Raw genomic sequence first — 17336 nt, 5'->3', positions numbered from 1 at the left:
CCGGAGGCGGCAGACCGGCGGCTCACCCGTCGCGGGCGGGGCCGCCGCGATCAGAGCAGCCGCATGTCCCGCGCGCGATGCACCGCGTCGCTGCGACGGTTCACCCCGAGCTTCCGGTACAGGCTCTTGAGGTGCGTCTTCACCGTGTTCACCGACACGAACAGATCCGCGGCGATTTCCTGCGTCGACATCATCTGGGCCAGGCGCTGAAGAACGTCGAGCTCGCGGGCGCTCAGTTCCTCCACGACGATCGGCCACTGAGGTGTCCCGAGGCCGCTCAGGGCGCCGAACGCCGACGAAGGGGGCGCGAGCCATCCCGACGCCAGCTGGCTCAGCGGCTGCGCGATCAGCAGGGGCCGGATCCACCGTCCGGCGTCCAGGAAGGGGCGCCGCAGCAGGTCGTGCCGCGCGTCGAGGAGGGCCTGCGCGACCAGCCTGCGGGCGGTCGGGGTGTCCGCGGCGGCGAACGCGGCCTGGGCCCGCACCAGCGTCGCCCGGACGGTCACCGCCGGACCGGCGGAATCCGCGGCGGTCACGCTGTCGAGGAGCTCGATCGCCACATCCGCGTGGCCGGCGGCGAGCTGTATCCGGGCGGCCTCCACGGCACATGCGGGCTGGTCGCCGCTCAGCATGGCCAGCCCCTCGACGGCGGTCTCGGACCGGCCCTCGGCCAGGTGGGCGGCCGACGTCACCAGCGTCTCGTGGCTGTCCGCCCACGGAGAGGCCACCGCGGCGGCGATGTCCGGGTCGGCCGCCTCGGCCGCGGCTCGCGGATTGCCCCGGGCCAGCTCGAGCCGGGCCGTCACGATGGCCCGCAGGGCGGCCACCACCGGGTCCTGAAGCAAGGCCGGGAGCTCGGCCGCCTCGTCGAGGAGAGCCTGCGCCCGGGCCAGTTCATCGCGGTCCACCGCCACGGCGGCCAGCACGACCCGCCCGAGCCCGGAGCCCGACGGCCCGGAGAGGCTGAACCGCTCCGTCTCGGACACCGACTCCTGGGCCTTGTGCTCCGCCTGCCCCGTCCAGCCGTTGAGGTAGTCGATCAGCGCGAGGTGGCCCATGGACTCCTCACGGGCGAGTACGGTCGCGGCTCGGCCGGGACTGCCGGTCACCTTGGACAGGGGAGCGCGCGCGTCCTCGAACCGCCCCGCCCACACCCGCGTGGAGCCCAGGTGGGTCAGCAGCAGGGCGGGGAGTTCCGGATGCTTGGCCAGGAGACGCGCGGGCACCACCGGCTGCACCTCGTCGGCAGTCTCGGCGGCCCGTTCGGCCCGCGCGGGGGAACCGGTCAGGCGGGCGGCCAGCGCCTCCAGCAGCGCACAGCTCAGCTGCGCGGCCGCCGGATCGACCGCGTCCGTGGCCAGCCGCTCCTCGGCCTGCTGCAGATGGGCCATCCCACGATCGAGGTCGCTCTGGGAGAGGTCGCACGCCGCCCGTACGAGATCGGTCGCGGCGCCGGTGGCCTCGGGCCCCATCCGGGAGAACAGCTCGGTCAGGTCGTCCGAGCGCAGGCCCGTGAAGAACTGCCCGATCGCCAGGTCGTCGACGAGGGCACCGGCGGTGAAGTCCCAGTCACCCGCGGCGGCGCCATGGCTGAGCGTCTCCGGGAGCGATCCGGCCTGCTGCAGCCACCGCGCGGCCCGCCGGTGCAGCTCGGGCTCCAGACTGGGGCAGCGCACCCGCAGATGGGCCCGGAGTATCTCGCCGAACAGCGGGTGCAGCCGGTACCAGGAGTGCCCGAGCTGCTCGACGAACGCGTTCTCCCGGCACAGCTCGCCCAGGATGCGTGCGGCGTCGGTCCGGCCGGTCAGCGCGTTCACCAGCTCGGGGCAGAAACGCTCCAGCACGCTGACGCGCAGCAGCAGGTCCTGGGTCTGCGGGGCCTGCCGCTTGAGCACCTCGGCCAGCAGGAAGTCCGCGACGGTGCTCCGGCCCGCCTCGAACTCCTTCAGGTAGGTCTCCGGGTCCGGGCTCTCCCGCGCGGCCAGGGCACACAGCCGCAGACCGGCGGCCCAGCCACGGGTGCGGTTCACGAGGGAGCGCGCGGTGTCCACGGGCAGCCGCAGCCCGTGCCGCTCCAGCAGCGCCGCGGCCTCCTCGGGCGTGAAGGCCAGCTCGGCGCCACGGATCTCCGTGAGGACACCGGCGGCCCGATACCGGTGCAGCGACAGCATCGGCTCGGTACGGGTGACCACCACCAGGTGCAGCCCCCGCCCGGCGTGCTGCAGAACGAAGTCCAGCTGCTCCGCGACCTCCGGCTCGGTCACGCGGTCGTACTCGTCGAGCACGACGGTCACCGCCGGGCTGCGCCCGTCCAGCTCCTCCGCGATCGCCGAGAGCACCCTGCGGTTCACATGGTTCGCGTCGGCCGGCCAGCCGACCTGGTCGGACAGCGGGTTGCCGGACGCGCTCAGGGCATGGAGGAAGTACGCCCAGAACATCCCGGGCCGCTCCTCCTCCGGCTCGACGGTGAGCCAGGCGAGCGGCCGCGCCAGATCGGCGGCCCATTCGGCGACCAGCAGGGTCTTCCCGGCTCCGGCCGAGCCGTTGACCATCGTCAGAGGGGTCCGCAGAGCCTGGTCCAGGTGCTTCGTCAGCCGTGGCCGCGACAGGAAAGTCGCGGGTCTTGTCGGCAGGGCGAAGCGCGTCCGCAGAAACGGGTCCCCGAGCGGATCGGCACGGTGCTCGACCGGTGCCGGATGCCCCTCGCGATCAGTCACGGCAATCACCACCACTGTGGGTCAGGTCATGGGCGGCGCTCCCCTTCGCTCAGAGTTGCATTCTTCTCGCGAACACGCCTGGCAAGCGTGGTCCGAAGGTCCCTTCACCTGGCCGAACGGCCCTCCTCGAGGGACAGGGCGTGGACCACGGGCCCTACGCGCCGACCCGGCCGGCCCGGTCCATGTGGTGGTCGAGGGAGAGGGCGGCGGTGATCAGCGCGAGGTGGGTGAACGCCTGCGGGAAGTTGCCGAGCTGCTCTCCCGTCGGCCCGACCTCCTCGGCGAAGAGACCGGCATGGTTGGCGTACGTCAACATTTTGTCGAAGGCGTACCGGGCCGGGCCGAGCTTCCCCGACCGCGCGAGCGCGTCGACGTAGAGGAAGCTGCACAGGGAGAACGTGCCCTCGCTGCCGCGCAGGCCGTCCGGAGAGGCCGCCGGGTCGTAGCGGTACACGAGGCTGTCCGAGACGAGCTCGCGCTCCATCGCCTCCAGGGTGGACAGCCAGCGCGGGTCCGTCGGCGAGATGAATCCGACCCGGGGCATGAGCAGGAGGGAGGCGTCCAGGGTGGAGTCCTCGTACTGCTGGACGAAGGCCTGGCGCCGGCTGCTCCAGCCCCGCTCCATCACCTGGCGCAGGATGTCGTCCCTGGCCGTGGTCCACTGCGCGATGTCGCCGGGCCGCGCGTAGTGCTGGGCCATCCGGACCCCCCGGTCGAAGGCGGTCCAGCACATCAGCCGGCTGTAGGTGAAGTCCTTCTGGCCGCCCCGGGTCTCCCAGATCCCCTCGTCGGGCCGGTCCCACTCCTTCACCAGCCAGTCCAGCACGCCCGCCAGGGCCTGCCAGCCGTCGTACGGCGGCACGTCGTCGACGTCCTCCACGGACTGGGCCAGGGCGAGCGCCGCCTCTCCGTAGATGTCGAGCTGGAGCTGTCCGGCCGCGCCGTTGCCGACCCGTACCGGCGCCGACTGGCGATAGCCCTCGAAGTGGTCGAGAACCTCCTCCGTCAGTTCCGGATCGCCGTCGACCCGGTACATGATCTGGAGGGGTTCACCGCTGACCGTGCGGCCCGCCCGCAGCCGGTCGCCCAGCCAGCGGCGGAACGCCACGGCCTCCTCGACGTAGCCGAGGCCCAGCAGGGCGCTGACCGACAGCGAGCCGTCGCGGACCCAGGTGTAGCGGTAGTCCCAGTTGCGCCCGCCGCCGATCTGCTCGGGCAGCCCCATGGTGGCCGCCGCGACGGGCGCCCCGGTGGGCGCGTAGGTGAGCAGCTTCAGGGTGATGGCGGACCGGTTCACCATGTCCTGCCAGCGCCCGTGGTAGGTGCTGCGGCGCATCCAGCCGTGCCAGAAGTCCCGGGTCCGCGCGAACAGCGCCCTGATCTCCGGCTGCCCGACGGGAGCGAGCCGCACGTCCTGCGTGCCCCCCACTGTCAGCACGACGGCGGCCAACTCCCCCTGTCCGATGGTGAGTTCACCGAGAATGTCGTCGCCGTCCCTGGTCCACCGCACCGGTCCGACGCTCTGCAGCGCGGCCTGGACCCCGTTGCCCCGGAACCTGACGGCGTCCTCACCCGTCTCCAGGCGGTGCGCGGAGCGGCCGTAGTCGAAGCGGGGGCGGCACTCGAGTGAGAAGCGCACCCGTCCGCGTGCCACCCGGAAGATCCTGACCAGGCGGTGCGTGTCCGAAGGGCGTTCGGGGTGTTCCACCGGCATGAAGTCGATCACCTCGCCGACCCCGTCCTCGGCCAGGAAGCGGGTCACCAGCACGGCTGTGTCCTGGAGGTACAGCTGGACCGGAGGCCGCCGGCTGTCGGCGGTGACGCTGAAGTACCCGCCGTGCTCGTGATCGAGGATCGAGGCGAACACGCTGGGCGAGTCGAACCTGGGCGCACACATCCAGTCGACCGTTCCCTCGGACGAGACCAGCGCCGCCGTCTGCAGGTCTCCCACCAGCCCGTGATTCTCGATCGGGGCATAGCGTCGCATGAGCCACTCTCCCTCCCGCTGCGCGATCCGGGCACCTTCGCGCCACGGCACCGCGCCGCTCACGTGTGCCCAACCTCGCAACGCCGCAGGGTGACGGCTTCACCCCCGGTGGGTGAGGCAGTGTCAGGGGTGGCTGCTGAATTCTTGGTTGGGCAGGCGATGACCGATCCCTGCCGGACGTGGTCGAGTTGGAGGACTCCAGGGGGGCGGCAGCAGTGGCTGAGGCAATCGCGCCGACGCGGACGGCGGCCAAGCGGCGTGTGCTGGCCGCCCTGGCCCTCGCGCAGTTCATCTGCAGCTTCGCCGGCTCCAACATGAACGTGATGATCAACGACATCAGCAAGGACCTGGACACCACCGTCCAGGGCGTGCAGGTGGCGATCACCGTATTCCTGCTGGTGATGGCGGCGTTGATGATCCCCGGTGGCAAGCTGACCGAACGTTACGGGCGCAAGCGCTGCTTCCTGACCGGCCTCGTCATCTACGCCGTGGGCGCCCTGCTCAGCGCGGCCGCTCCGGGGCTCGGGGTGCTGATCCTCGGCAACTCCCTCTTCGAAGGCGTCGGCACCGCCCTGCTCATCCCGCCCGTGTACATCCTCGCGACGCTGCTGTACCCCGAAGTGACCTCCCGTGCCCGCGCCTTCGGCGTCATCATGGCGCTCGGCGGCATCGGCGCCGCGGCGGGGCCGCTGATCGGCGGCCTGATCACCTCGGCCATCAGCTGGCGCGCGGCGTTCGTGTTCCAGGCGCTGGTCATCGCCGTGATCGTCCTGCTCAGTCTGCGCATGAGCGATCCGCTGCCGCCCGATCCGGACGCCTCCTTCGACGTGTTGGGCGCGGTGCTCGTCGCCGTCGGACTCGTCCTCGTCGTCCTGGGCATCCTGGCCACCGACAACAACATCTGGCTCATGATCGGCCTGGTGGCTCTCGGCGCCCTCGTGCTCTGGTGGTTCTTCCGGTCCGTCCGCGCCAAGGAGGCGGCCGGCGAGGAACCGCTGCTGCCGCTCGCCCTGTTCCGCGACCGCGTCTCCAACCTCGGGCTCGTCACCCAGAACGTCCAGTGGCTGATGCTCATGGGCACCTCGTTCACGGTCGCGGCCTACCTCCAGGTCGTCCGGCATTACGACGCCATCCAGACCGGGGTCATCTTCACCGCGGCCACCCTGGGACTGCTGCTCACGTCGCTGGGCGCAGAGCGCATGGCCAAACGGCGCTCCCAGCGCCTGCTCATCACGAGCGGATTCGCCGTCAGCATCGTCGGGATCGTCGTCCTGATCGTCCTGGCCGGTGCCTACTCGACCGCCTGGGCCTTCGTCCCCGGGCTGCTGCTCATCGGGCTCGGCCTGGGCGTCATGCTGACCCCGTCGGTCAACGTCGTGCAGTCGAGCTTCCCGGAGGAACAGCAGGGGGAGATCTCGGGACTGTCCCGCAGCGTGTCGAACCTCGGCTCCTCCTTCGGCACGGCCATCGCCGGCACCATCCTGGTGTCCGGCCTGACCAAGGGCGCCTACGCCGCGGCGATGATCACGATCGCCGTGACGGGTCTCATCGGCCTCGCGGCCGCGGCACGGCTCCCACGGGAAGCGGGCCGCACACCGGCCCAGACGCCGCAGAGCACGACCGCGGAACCGCATGCTTGACCGCCCCGACTCTCCTTGTTCCAGGGTGATTTGATCCGCAGGTGGGGGATTGTGGGCAGATGGCGGCGATGCATGAACGCAGGACCCGGGTCCGCGAGGTGCGCCGTCGCCTCGCGGACGAGGGCCCTCCGTGGACACGACATCGTGAGACGGACTTCGAGACGGTGACGCTGCCGCGGCTCGAGTGCGACGGGCTGCGCGACCTGCTGATCGCCGAGCGCGCGCAGACGGTCGTCGAGATCGGCCTCGCGTACGGCAGCTCGGCGCTCGCGATCGGGGAGGCGCTGACGACGGTCGATCCACCGCACCCCCGGCACGTCATCATCGATCCGTTCCAGGAGAGCGAATGGTCGAACGTCGGCCGCGACCTGCTGTACTCGGCCGGCCTGAAGCCGATCGTCTCGCTCCTCCGGACCCCGTCGTCGATCGCGCTCCCGCAGCTCCTCACCGAAGGACTCGTGGCCGACGCGGCCTTCGTGGACGGCAGTCACCGCTTCCACGAGGTCTTCGTCGACCTCTACTTCCTCCGCAAGATCGTCCGTCCCGGCGGCCTGCTCGTCCTCGACGACGCCTTGGCCCCGCCGGTACGGGCCGCCGCGCGCTACTACGAACGGAACCTGGGGTGGACGGTGCATGCCGAAACCCCGCGCTGCAAGGCGCTCCGCCTGCCGGACCCTGCCGTCGAGCCGCCCTTCGGGGAGTTCCGGGCGTTCTGACTCGGGGAAGCCGCATGGGGCAGGCAAGTGCACCGGCACGGCGTCGCCCGGGCCACGATGCGCGGCCGTCACCTGTAGCATCTGCCTGCGTCGGATTGGACACTTGTGCAGGTCCGTCCATCACCGTCGGGCGAGGAGACGAAGGTGCCGGAGAGGAATCTCGAGTTCGGGCAGTACGGGGCTCGCGGCATCAAGGGGCATGAGGCCGTGGGCCGGCGGCTCGACGCGCTCGCCGGGTTCGTCGCCACCCCGGTGACGACGCATCGCGGCCTGATCGCGCGGCTGCACTACCTCACACGGACCAAGCATGCGCGTGAGGCGGCCCGGGAGGCGGGCCTCACCGTCACCGACCGCACCCTCAAGGCATGGCTGGACGGCCGCCGCAGCCCGTCGCGGAAGAACCTGCAGAGCGTGGAGACCGCGTACCGCACCGTGCGCCGCCACAACGTCTCCCGGTACCTGCTCGCCCGCCTCAACCGCGAAGGCCGCGGCACCCGTGTCGAGTTCCATCCGCTCAACCAGAGCCAGGTGCCCCGGCCCCGCCAGCGTGTGGTCGAGTACCGCACCCTCAACGTCCGTCACTGGGACCGCATCGTGCGGGCCTGGGCCGAGGACGACGACGCGGCGCTCGACGACGCCTGGGTCAACGACGTCACCGTGGACCTCGGCAGCCAGTGGGGCGAGTACGAGTACGTCACCAACATCGGATTCGCGGCGTGAGAGTTCCGCCGGTTACGAGATCCTGCCCTTGGCGCGGGAGCAGCACGGCAGGCGCTCCGGACAGGCGGAGCACGCGACCACCGTCCGATCCAGCCGCGACCGGGGACCTACGACATTGAACGCAACCCGTACGACGAGTGAGGCGCAGCCCGACGCCACCGGCGCAGCAGTGCGGTCGGCGCGCGCCCTGGCCCGGCTCGCGCTCCTGTGCGTCGCCGGAGCCGTGGCCTCCGTGGTGGCCGGAGCCGGCCAGTGGCTGATCCTGCTGCTCGGCCTCGCCGGACTCGCCCTGGCCGGCGCCGGTCTCTGGTGGGCCCTGGCACACCGTGGCATCGCCCGTCTGTTCGGCGCACTGCTGGCGATCGCCGCCCCCGTGGGCGTCCTGGTGCTGTACGCGATCTCGGGTCTGTGGGTGGTGGCGGCAGCGGCCCTCGCATGCTGGGCCGTCGCGCTGGCCTGCGCGAGGAGCGCGCTGCGCCATCTGCGTAAGCCGCGCGGCATGCACCACCGCAGCGTCCGCGCACCCCGCCGCGCCGTGGTGATCATGAACCCCAGGTCGGGCGGCGGAAAGGTCGGCCGCTTCGGGCTGGTGGAACGGGCCGAGGCCCTGGGCGCCCGGGTGATCCTGCTCGACCTCGACAAGGACCCGGACCCGGTGGCGCTGGCCCGGCAGGCCGTCGCCGAGGGCGCCGACCTGCTCGGTGTGGCCGGCGGCGACGGCACCCAGGCCCTGGTGGCGGCCGTGGCCGCCGAGCACCGTCTGCCCTTCATGGTCGTGGCCGCCGGCACCCGCAACCACTTCGCCATGGACCTCGGCCTGGACCGCGACGACCCGTCGAAGAGCCTGGACGCCCTGTCGGACGGCGTGGAACTCCGCGTCGACCTGGGAGACGTGGCCGGCCGGCCCTTCGTCAACACGGCTTCCTTCGGCACGTACGCGCACATCGTGCAGAGCCCCGACTACCGCGACGCCAAGGCGATCACGGCGCTCGACCAACTGCCCGAACTGCTGACGGGCGAGGCCGGCGCCACCCTGACGGCCCGCGCCGACGACGAGGTGCTGGACTCCCCGCAGGCCGTACTGGTCAGCAACAACCCCTACGCGCGCGCCGATCCCCTGACCGGCGGACGCAGACCGAGGCTCGACACGGGCAGGCTCGGTGTGATCTCGGTCCGGGTCGGGGGCGCGGCCCAGGCCGCCGAACTGGCGCTGCTCGGGGAAAGGGCGAGCGGCATCACGACCCTGAAGCCCCGCCGCGTGGTGGTCGAGGCCGACGAGGAGGTCATCCCGGTGGCCCTGGACGGCGAGGCACTCACCCTGCCCACGCCGGTCGTGTGCACCGTGCGGCCCGGCGTGCTCCGGGTCCGGGTGCCCAGGCACCGTCCCGGAGCCCCGTACGTCGCCCCTTCGGTCGACTGGCGCCGCATCGTCCGTCTCGCCTTCGGCCGAGCACCCCGTCCGCACGAGAAGAACCAGGAGCAGAGCGATGGCTGACCGCCGCCCGCCCGAACAGCAGGTACCGCAAGGCCTGATGCGCGACCTCGCCGCCCTCGACCAGGCGCTCTACGAGGCCGTGACGGTCACCAGCACCCCCACACTGGACGCCGCGTTGCGCAAGCTGTCCGCCGCCGCGGACCACTCCAAGATCTCCTTCCTGATCGCCGGGGCGCTTGCGGTGCGTCCCGGCAGCTCACGCCGCGCCGCCGCCCTCGGCGTCGCGGCGATCGGCGTCGCGTCGGCCACCGCCAATCTGCTCGGCAAACGCCTCGTCCGCCGGTCCCGGCCGCACCGCGCGGAGGATTCGCCGTTCCCGGGACGCCATGTGCCGATGCCCGCGTCCGCCTCGTTCCCCTCGGGGCACACGGCCTCGGCCGTCGCCTTCGCCGCCGCCGTCGGCCCCGCGTTCCCGGTCGCCACGGTGCCGCTGGGCCTGCTGGCCTGCGCCGTCGGCTACTCGCGCATCCACACGGGCGTGCACTATCCGGGCGACGTCATCGCCGGTGCCGTACTCGGAACCGCCGCGGCGGCGACGGTCCTCGCCGCTGCCGGCCGGGACGGCCTGAAGGCTCCGTTCTTTCGCTGTCCGTAGCGGCCCGTCAGCCCGCTGTGCTGCCAGGACGCGTGGATTCCACTCTCCGCCGGATCATGAAGGTTTCGTGGGGGAAACCTGTCTAAGATCTGGAGCTCGTACGGAGAGGGGAAACGTGTGAGCGATTTAGCAGGCCCGAACTGTCCGGAATGCGGCCAACTCCGGGCAGCGGACGGGACCCCCACCTGCTCGTGCACCCACCGCGCCGCCGAAGCCCGCCGCGAGACACGTTCGGCCGAGGTGGCGGCGGCGGAGGACTTCGACCTCGTGCGCATACGGCCGTTCGTGGCCATCGACGTCGACTCCGGGCCCGCCGAGACAGCCGCCGAGGAGACACAACAGGTCGGCAGCACAGGGCTGTTGGACGGCACGCACATACCGGGCGCTCCCGATGCCCTCGACGAACTCCCCGCGCAGCCCCCTTCCGACGGTGTCCCGAGCCGCAGACGACGCCCGCGGTCGCTGCTGGTCGCCGGTGGCGGAGCCGCCGTTGCCGTCCTGGTGACCGGGGGAGTCATAGGGGGCGTCTTCTGGTACGACAGCCCGGCGCGGGACGACTCCGCGTCGAGCGGTGTCCGGGCGGGCCTGCCCGCCCAGCGCTCCTCCGGGGATGCTTCTTCGTCGGCGGACCCCTCCCGGACGGCGCCTTCGGCGTCCGCGTCCGTGACCTCGACGACCCCCTCACCGAGCGCCACCTCGTCCGCGGGCCGGGGCATCCCGGCCGCCCCCGGCGACCCGAGCGCGAGCGTGCCCACGGCCGCCACCACCGCCACGGCGACGGGCGCGCCCGCACCGACCGGGCCGGGCGGCGAGGACCCCGTCCTCCGCTACGGCGACAAGGGCCCCGAGGTCGTCGAACTCCAGCTCCGGCTGAAGCAGATCGGCTTCTACGACGGGGACGCCGACGGTGACTTCGACCGCCAGGTCGAGAACGCGGTCCGCACCTACCAGCTCGCCCGCGTCATCCTCAACGACCCGGCGGGCGTCTACGGCGCGGCGACCCGGGCGTCGCTGGAAGGCGAGACGAAGGAGCCGTGACGCCGGGAGTCATGACGGTGGTCGGGCCGGGCACCCGTACGGGCATGAAGGCGATGCCGGCAAGGCACATGCTCACGTTGACCGTTGTGCTGGCGGTCCTCCCCGCAGGTGTGGCGTGCGCGCATCACCACGGGCAGGGAGCGGACGCGCCGGCGTCGGCGGGCGGCCCGGCCGTCGCGTCCTCGGGAAGCCGGCTGGTCGTCACGACCGACAACGGGCTGCGGCTGCGCCCCACCGACGGCCACCGCGTGACCGTGGACGACGGGGTCAAGGCGAACTGGTCCCATCGCGGCCACACCTGGGTCCTCGACCTCACGTGCGCGGACGGGGCCGGGAAGGACGGCGGATGCCCGCGCATGCCCTCCGTCAGGGTGCCGGACGGCATGGATGTGACGGCCCGGGCCCGCAACGCGGGCGTCGACGTGGCCGGGATCGCGGCCGCACTGGACATCACGACCGTCAACGGCGATGTGGCGGCGACCGATTCGGGACGCGGGGACGGCGCGGTACGCCTGTCCACCCGCAACGGCTCGGTGCGCACGACGGCTCTCGAGGCGGGCCGTCTGGTCGCGACCACCACGAACGGGGACGTGGTCGCCGCGTGTGACGACGCGCCGCCGCACGTCACCGCGACGACCACCAACGGCTCGGTCGACGTGACCGTCGCGGACGACGCCCCCGCCTACGCGGTCACCGCGTCGACCGTCAACGGCCGCACCACGGTGACCGTGCCCACGCGGGACGCCTCCCGCGGACCCGCGATGACGCTCACCACGGTCAACGGAGACGTGGCCGCACGCCGGGAATGAGCGCTCACCTGCCGGGGCCGCCCGAGCGCTTAGGGGTGAACGGAACACCGCGATGATGGCCGGGTGAGGACACGGAACGGCGAGTCGGTGCTGGCGAGGGTCGTGCGGATCTTCGAGGCGTTCACGGCGGAGGAGTCCGCCCTGACCGTCTCGGAGATCTCCCGGCGTACGGGGCTGCACGTGGCGACCGCGTCGCGCCTGGTGGCCGAGCTGGTCTCGTACGGATTCCTGGCGCGTGACGCCGATCGCCGGGTCCGCATCGGCGTGCGCATGTGGGAGCTGGCCACCCGGGCCTCGCCCGCCCTGTCGCTGCGTGACACGGCGATGCCGTTCATGGAGGGCGTGCACGACGTCGTGGGCCACCACGTCCAGCTCGGCGTGCTCGACGGCCACGAAGTGCTGTTCCTGGAGCGGCTGTCGGCACCGGGCGCGGTCATCAACTACACCCGCATCGCCGGACGCCTGCCGCTGCACGCCTCCTCAAGCGGCCTGGTCCTGCTCGCTCACGGCCCCGCCGACCTGCGGGAACGGGTGCTCGACGGGCCCTTGCCGCGCTACACCCCGAACACCCCCGCCACCGGCGCGCAACTGCGGGCCGTGCTCGCGGAGGTCCGCCGCCAGGGATACGCCTACTGCCCGGGCTATGTGCATGAGGAGGCCCTGGGCATCGCGGCGCCGGTGCGCGACGCCCGCGGTGAGGTGGTGGCCGCGCTGGCCGTGATCGTCCCGAACGAGGCCGGCGCCGCCTCCGTCGTACCGGTGGTGCGTACCGCGGCCCGCGGTGTCTCCCGTGCGCTGGGTTCAGGCGGAAGGTCGTCCCTCACTCGATGATGCGGCCTTCGCGGAATGATTCGTCTCTCATTGAATGAGAAGGCCGTCGCGACGGTGTGTCCCCGCCGCGCATCCTGCCTGGCAAGCCAGAGACGGGAGGCGACGACGTGGTCGCGAACAGTGTCGAGCTGCCGGTGCCGAGGGGCGTCGCGAACGCGGCCACCCTCACCGTCACCGCCAAGGAACCGGTCGCCGACGGCGTGGTGTCCCTCACCCTCGCGCACCCGGACGGCTCCCGGCTGCCGGACTGGACGCCGGGCTCGCACATCGACCTGAGCCTGCCGGACGGCACGACCCGGCAGTACTCCCTGTGCGGTGACCGCTGGGACGCGCACACCTACCGGATCGCCGTACTGCGAGAGCCGGCGGGCCGGGGCGGATCCGCCTACGTGCACGACCAGTTGAGTCCGGGCGACCGCGTGGGCGTGGGCGGCCCGCGCAACCACTTCCCCCTCGTGCCGTCGCGGACGTACCTCTTCATCGCGGGCGGCATCGGCATCACCCCGCTGCTGCCCATGGTGCACCAGGCCGAACTGCTGGGCACCGGCTGGCAGTTGCTGTACGGCGGCCGCACACGGTCCTCGATGGCGTTCCGCGAGGAGCTGACGGCCACCCACGGCGAGCGGGTGCGGCTCGTCCCCCAGGACGAGTTCGGCCTGCTGGACCTGGCGGCCCGGCTGGGCACGCCGCGCACCGGCACCAAGGTGTACTGCTGCGGCCCCGCACCGCTGCTCGCCGCCGTCGAAGCGGCCTGCGCCGCCTGGCCGCCGTACACCCTGCGGGTCGAGCGCTTCACCGCCGACGCGCAGAGCGCTCCCGTACGCAGCGTTCCCTTCGAGGTCGAACTGCGGCGCACCGGACGCACCACCACCGTCACCCCGGATGTCTCGGTGCTGGAGGCGGTGCGCCGCGCCGGCGCGGACGTGCTGTCCTCCTGCGAACAGGGCACCTGCGGCACCTGTCTCACGCCCGTACTGGAGGGAGAGCCCGAGCACCGGGACTCGGTGCTCGCCGACCACGAACGCTCGGCGAACGACTGCATGCTCCCGTGCGTGTCGCGTTCCCGGGGCGACCGCCTCGTGCTCGATCTCTGAGACCACGTCCCTTCCTTCGAGACCTTCAAGGAGCCGCGATGACCGAGGCTTTGGAGCGTGCCGTCGTGCCGCCCGTCAGCGACGCCGACCCGTTCGCCCCCGAGACCCTGCTGGACCCCGAACCGCTGCACCGAGCCCTGCGCGAGACGGGTCCGGTCGTGTACCTCTCGCGCTACGACGTGTACGCGCTGGCCCGCTACGAGCAGGTGCACGCGGCGCTGGTGGACTGGCAGCGCTTCGAGTCGGGTGCGGGCGTGGGCCTCTCCGACTTCCGCCGCGAAAAGCCCTGGCGGCCACCGAGCGTGCTCCTGGAGGCCGACCCGCCCCGGCACGACGCCCCACGCCGGGTGCTGCGCGAGATCCTCGCCCCGCCCGCACTGCGCCGTCTGCGCGAGAGGTGGCACCTCGTGGCCGAGGAGCTGGTCGACCAAGTCCTCGCGGAGTCGGCCGAGTTCGACGGCTTCACGATGCTCGCGGAAGCCTTCCCGCTGCGGGCCTTCCCGGACGCGGTGGGCCTCGGTCCACAGGGCCGGGAGAAGCTCCTGCCCTACGGCACCATGGCCTTCAACGCCTTCGGCCCGCGCAACGAGCTTGTCGCCGCCGACGCCCACCGGGTGGCCGAGCTGTCGGCGTGGGTGAACGCTCGGTGCGACCGTGACGCGTTGAGCGAGGACGGCTTCGGCGCACGGATCTGGGAGGCCGCCGACCGCGGCGATCTCACGCACGAGCAGGCGCCGTTGGTGGTGCGATCGCTCCTCACCGCCGGCGTCGACACGACGGTGCACGGCCTGGCGGCGTGTCTGTACGCCTTCGCCACACACCCCGAGGAGTGGCAACGGCTGTGCGAGCGACCGGAGTTGGCGCGCGTTGCGTTCGATGAGGCGGTCCGCTGGCAGTCGCCGGTGCAGACCTTCTTCCGTACCGCCGCCACCGACGTCGCCGTCGCCGGGACCATCGTCCCCAAGGACGCGAAGATCCTCATGTTCCTGGGTGCGGCCAACCGCGATCCGGCCCGCTGGACCGACCCCGACCGCTTCGACCTCACCCGTGACCCGTCGGGGCACGTCGGCTTCGGCATGGGCATCCATCAGTGCGTCGGCCAGCATGTGGCCCGCCTGGAGGCGGAGGCGCTGCTGACCGCACTGGTGAGGCGCGTCGACCGATTCGAACTCACCGGCACTCCACGCCGCCACCCCAACAACACCCTGCGGTCGTGGACTTCACTGCCCCTGCGCGTCCAACCGGTCGCGTGAGCGCCGCTCACGTGGTGAGCGCGGCCTCGGCGTCGTGGCCGTAGATCCAGCCGGCCGTGACGAGGGGGTCGGATGCGGCGAGCGCCGTGTCGCGCGTCTCCTGCTCGGGTCCGTCCGGCAGATGGTTCACGTCCCGTCGGGCGTGACTGATCTCCTGCAGGCGCGTGGTGCGCGGGATACGCGCCGACTCGTAGCGTCTCAGGGCCTGTTCGGGGTCGTCCGGGGACGCGGCGAGGCAGCGTGCCAGTACGGCGGCGTCCTCGATGGACTGGGCCGCGCCCTGCGCGAAGAAGGGGAACATGGGGTGCGCCGCGTCACCGAGCAGCGTGACCCGCCCCCGGCTCCATTGCCGCAGGGGCGAACGGTCCAGCAGCGCCCAGCGTCCCGGCACTGCGCCCGCCGCGATCAGGTCGGTCACCCGGGGGTCCCAGTCGGCGAACTCGGCGTGGAACTCCTCGGTGGTGGCCGTCGCACTCCAGGACTCGTCGGTGTAGTCCCCTGCGGGCGCGAAGGCGACCACGTTGACGGCGCTGCCGCCGCCGATCGGGTAGTGCACGAAGTGCCGGCCGGGCCCGAGCCAGATCGTCTGCGCCGGCCGCAGGGCGAAGGCCGGTGCGGCATGAGCGGGCACGAGGGTGCGGAAGGCGCAGACGCCGGAGTACTGCGGGCGCGTACGGCGGGCCAGTGCGCCGCGGACGACGGAGTGCACGCCGTCGGCGCCGATGACCACGTCGGCCTGGGCGTGGCTGCCGTCCGCGAAGTTCAGCAGCACGTCGTCCGGGGCCGCCTCGACCGAGGTGCACCGCTCGCCCAGCCGAATCCAAGCGCTGGGCACCGCGGATCTGACGGTGTCCAGCAGGTCGGACCGGTGGATGACGTAGGTGCGTTCGCCGTAGAGCTGCTCGCACACATCGGTCAGCTTCTCCACCGACAGCACGCCGCCGTCCGCCCAGCGACGGAATTCCCACCCCCACTCCAGTGCCACGGCCCGGCGGAGGAACGCGTCCATCACGTCGAGGCGCCGCAGCAGCCGTACGGCATTGGGAGCCACGACGAGCCCGGCGCCGACCTCGGTGAGCTCGGGTGCCTGCTCGTGGACGGTGGCGGTCATCCCCGCGCGGCGCAGGAAGGCGGCGGCGGCCAGACCGCCGATGCCGCCCCCGACGATGGCGATCCGCGGGCCGTGCGGGCGAGCGGGCATGGATCGACTCCTCCTACCCCAGGTGATACTCCGGTGCTGCCACTGTCCCGATCCTCGCGGGTGTCCCGGCCTGTTGAGAACACCTGCGACGCACGCGGGGCTCATTACCTCTGGGGTCATCGACCCTGAGCACGCGGGGTGTGACGATCCTCGGTGTAACCAGTCGGAACCGCCGGAAGGGACGTCATGTCTGCCTACGCGATAGCTCACCTGCGGGAAGCCGCGCCGCATCCGGAGATCGCCGAGTACATCGAGCGCATCACGGCCACCTTCGCCCCGTACGGCGGCCGCTTCCTGGTGCACGGGGCGCAGCACGACGTGAAGGAGGGGTCGTGGCCCGGGCACGTGGTGGTGATCGGCTTTCCGTCGATGGGGGAGGCGCGGGCCTGGTGGGACTCGGCCGCCTACCAGGAGATCGCGCCGCTTCGTTCACGGCACATCGCCGGGGACATCATCCTGGTGCCGGGCGTGGGGGAGGACTACGACGCGACGGCGACAGCGCAGGCGATGAGGGCGGGGCTGTCCGGCTGACCGCGCTGGGCGGAGCGGAGCAGGGGTGCCGCCGCTCGGTGCCTGTCAGGTGGTTCTTCGGTGGCTATTCGGTGTCGTGCTCAGGCTGGGTACCGGCGGACCGGTCCGCTTCAGGGGTGGTGTAGTACACGGAGCTGCCCTGCTTGGACCGCTGCACAAGCCCCTTGGCCACGAGACCTTCGACCGTGGTGCGTACGACGGTCTTCTTGATGGTCCGGCCGGGTTGGGTCTCGTTGAGGGCGGCGGTGATCTCGGCGGTGGAACGCGGCTCGCCCTCCTCGGCGAGGTGACCGCGGACCAGGTCGACCAGCGTGGGCCGAGCGGATGTCTCGGTCGCGGGGCGGGTCTTCTTGGCGGCTGACTTGCGGGATGTGGCGCGGCGGGGCGAGGTGCCTGCCTTCTTGGCCCGGGTCTTGGTGCCCGGGGCGGCGGGCACGGCGGCCGGCTCGGCGGGTCCGGGAGTGATACCGAGGGCCTGCTGCATGTTCAGGAGTACGGTGTGGTCGTGTTGCAGCGCGGCCAACTGCCCTTGCAGTTCGGCGATTTCGGCGCCGACGCGATCTTGCTCCTTGACATTGCGTTCGAGGTCGCCGATCACCTGGGCGGCATACTGTGAGGTCAGTTCACTGGAGGCGGGGGGCTGGGACATGGAGTTGACCTTTCTCGACGCCACGGCCGACGCAGCCGGCGCCGTGGACCGCACCCCCTC

Annotated in this window: 15 protein-coding genes; 11 read left to right on the top strand and 4 right to left on the bottom strand. The window is 72.0% G+C overall.

Translation table 11 applies throughout. The features are described 5' to 3' along the window. Positions 1–50 precede the first annotated feature (50 nt). On the bottom strand, positions 51–2717 hold the full coding sequence (locus ACIBN2_RS29555; RefSeq protein WP_399138792.1) for a LuxR C-terminal-related transcriptional regulator: 2667 nt from the start codon (positions 2715–2717) through the stop codon (positions 51–53). Positions 2718–2871: 154 nt separating this feature from the next. After that, positions 2872–4704 carry a glycoside hydrolase family 15 protein gene (locus tag ACIBN2_RS29550; protein WP_399138791.1) on the bottom strand — a complete coding sequence of 611 codons (1833 nt, stop codon included), beginning with the start codon at positions 4702–4704 and terminating at the stop codon, positions 2872–2874. 215 nt (positions 4705–4919) lie between these two features. Between ACIBN2_RS29550 and ACIBN2_RS29545 the strand changes: the two genes are divergently transcribed. The 10 genes from ACIBN2_RS29545 (at position 4920) to ACIBN2_RS29500 (ending at position 14895) form a co-directional block, all read left to right on the top strand. Then, a complete protein-coding gene (locus tag ACIBN2_RS29545; protein WP_399138789.1) occupies positions 4920–6344 on the top strand; it encodes an MFS transporter in 1425 nt (474 codons plus the stop codon). Between the two features lie 59 nt (positions 6345–6403). Beyond that, positions 6404–7060, top strand: a complete 657-nt coding sequence (locus tag ACIBN2_RS29540) for a class I SAM-dependent methyltransferase (protein WP_399138788.1) — start codon at positions 6404–6406, stop codon at positions 7058–7060. A 144-nt stretch (positions 7061–7204) separates the two neighbouring features. Beyond that, positions 7205–7780 (top strand): transcriptional regulator, encoded by a 576-nt coding sequence (locus tag ACIBN2_RS29535; protein WP_399138786.1) that lies wholly within the window; start codon positions 7205–7207, stop codon positions 7778–7780. A 115-nt stretch (positions 7781–7895) separates the two neighbouring features. Continuing rightward, positions 7896–9275, top strand: a complete 1380-nt coding sequence (locus tag ACIBN2_RS29530) for a diacylglycerol/lipid kinase family protein (protein ID WP_399138784.1) — start codon at positions 7896–7898, stop codon at positions 9273–9275. Further along, positions 9268–9870 carry a phosphatase PAP2 family protein gene (locus ACIBN2_RS29525; RefSeq protein WP_399138782.1) on the top strand — a complete coding sequence of 201 codons (603 nt, stop codon included), beginning with the start codon at positions 9268–9270 and terminating at the stop codon, positions 9868–9870. The genes ACIBN2_RS29530 and ACIBN2_RS29525 overlap by 8 nt, the downstream gene beginning before the upstream one ends. Positions 9871–9987: 117 nt before the next feature. Beyond that, a complete protein-coding gene (locus tag ACIBN2_RS29520; RefSeq protein WP_399138780.1) occupies positions 9988–10908 on the top strand; it encodes a peptidoglycan-binding protein in 921 nt (306 codons plus the stop codon). Then, positions 10905–11717: a DUF4097 family beta strand repeat-containing protein gene (locus tag ACIBN2_RS29515; RefSeq protein WP_399138778.1), complete on the top strand. Its 813-nt coding sequence runs from the start codon at positions 10905–10907 to the stop codon at positions 11715–11717. The genes ACIBN2_RS29520 and ACIBN2_RS29515 overlap by 4 nt, the downstream gene beginning before the upstream one ends. Before the next feature lie 63 nt (positions 11718–11780). Continuing rightward, a complete protein-coding gene (locus ACIBN2_RS29510) occupies positions 11781–12548 on the top strand; it encodes an IclR family transcriptional regulator (protein WP_399138776.1) in 768 nt (255 codons plus the stop codon). 107 nt (positions 12549–12655) lie between these two features. Further along, entirely contained in the window at positions 12656–13642 is a 987-nt protein-coding gene (locus tag ACIBN2_RS29505; RefSeq protein WP_399138775.1) for a PDR/VanB family oxidoreductase, read from the top strand. Positions 13643–13680: 38 nt separating this feature from the next. Next, entirely contained in the window at positions 13681–14895 is a 1215-nt protein-coding gene (locus ACIBN2_RS29500) for a cytochrome P450 (RefSeq protein ID WP_399138773.1), read from the top strand. A gap of 7 nt (positions 14896–14902) precedes the next feature. Here ACIBN2_RS29500 and ACIBN2_RS29495 read toward each other — a convergent pair whose 3' ends face one another. Then, positions 14903–16096, bottom strand: a complete 1194-nt coding sequence (locus ACIBN2_RS29495; RefSeq protein ID WP_399138772.1) for an FAD-dependent monooxygenase — start codon at positions 16094–16096, stop codon at positions 14903–14905. Between the two features lie 186 nt (positions 16097–16282). On the opposite strand from ACIBN2_RS29495, the gene ACIBN2_RS29490 reads away from it, so the two are divergent. After that, positions 16283–16627, top strand: a complete 345-nt coding sequence (locus ACIBN2_RS29490; protein ID WP_399138770.1) for a DUF1330 domain-containing protein — start codon at positions 16283–16285, stop codon at positions 16625–16627. A 64-nt stretch (positions 16628–16691) separates the two neighbouring features. Here ACIBN2_RS29490 and ACIBN2_RS29485 read toward each other — a convergent pair whose 3' ends face one another. Then, positions 16692–17276 (bottom strand): BlaI/MecI/CopY family transcriptional regulator, encoded by a 585-nt coding sequence (locus ACIBN2_RS29485; RefSeq protein ID WP_399138769.1) that lies wholly within the window; start codon positions 17274–17276, stop codon positions 16692–16694. Positions 17277–17336 lie beyond the last annotated feature (60 nt).

Origin of the sequence: Streptomyces sp. NPDC050534, from assembly GCF_044457745.1 — a bacterium.
In the GTDB taxonomy this organism is placed as follows: domain Bacteria; phylum Actinomycetota; class Actinomycetes; order Streptomycetales; family Streptomycetaceae; genus Streptomyces.
The sequence above is the reverse complement of the archived record's forward strand: the minus strand, read 5'-3'. Positions and strand labels throughout refer to the sequence as shown.

Excerpts from the sequence above, each read along its gene's own strand:
- ACIBN2_RS29550 (WP_399138791.1), bottom strand. The coding sequence starts at position 4,704 with ATGCGACGCTATGCCCCGATCGAGAATCACGGGCTGGTGGGAGACCTG.
- ACIBN2_RS29540 (WP_399138788.1), top strand. The coding sequence starts at position 6,404 with ATGGCGGCGATGCATGAACGCAGGACCCGGGTCCGCGAGGTGCGCCGT.
- ACIBN2_RS29525 (WP_399138782.1), top strand. The coding sequence starts at position 9,268 with ATGGCTGACCGCCGCCCGCCCGAACAGCAGGTACCGCAAGGCCTGATG.
- ACIBN2_RS29500 (WP_399138773.1), top strand. The coding sequence starts at position 13,681 with ATGACCGAGGCTTTGGAGCGTGCCGTCGTGCCGCCCGTCAGCGACGCC.
- ACIBN2_RS29495 (WP_399138772.1), bottom strand. The coding sequence starts at position 16,096 with ATGCCCGCTCGCCCGCACGGCCCGCGGATCGCCATCGTCGGGGGCGGC.
- ACIBN2_RS29490 (WP_399138770.1), top strand. The coding sequence starts at position 16,283 with ATGTCTGCCTACGCGATAGCTCACCTGCGGGAAGCCGCGCCGCATCCG.
- ACIBN2_RS29485 (WP_399138769.1), bottom strand. The coding sequence starts at position 17,276 with ATGTCCCAGCCCCCCGCCTCCAGTGAACTGACCTCACAGTATGCCGCC.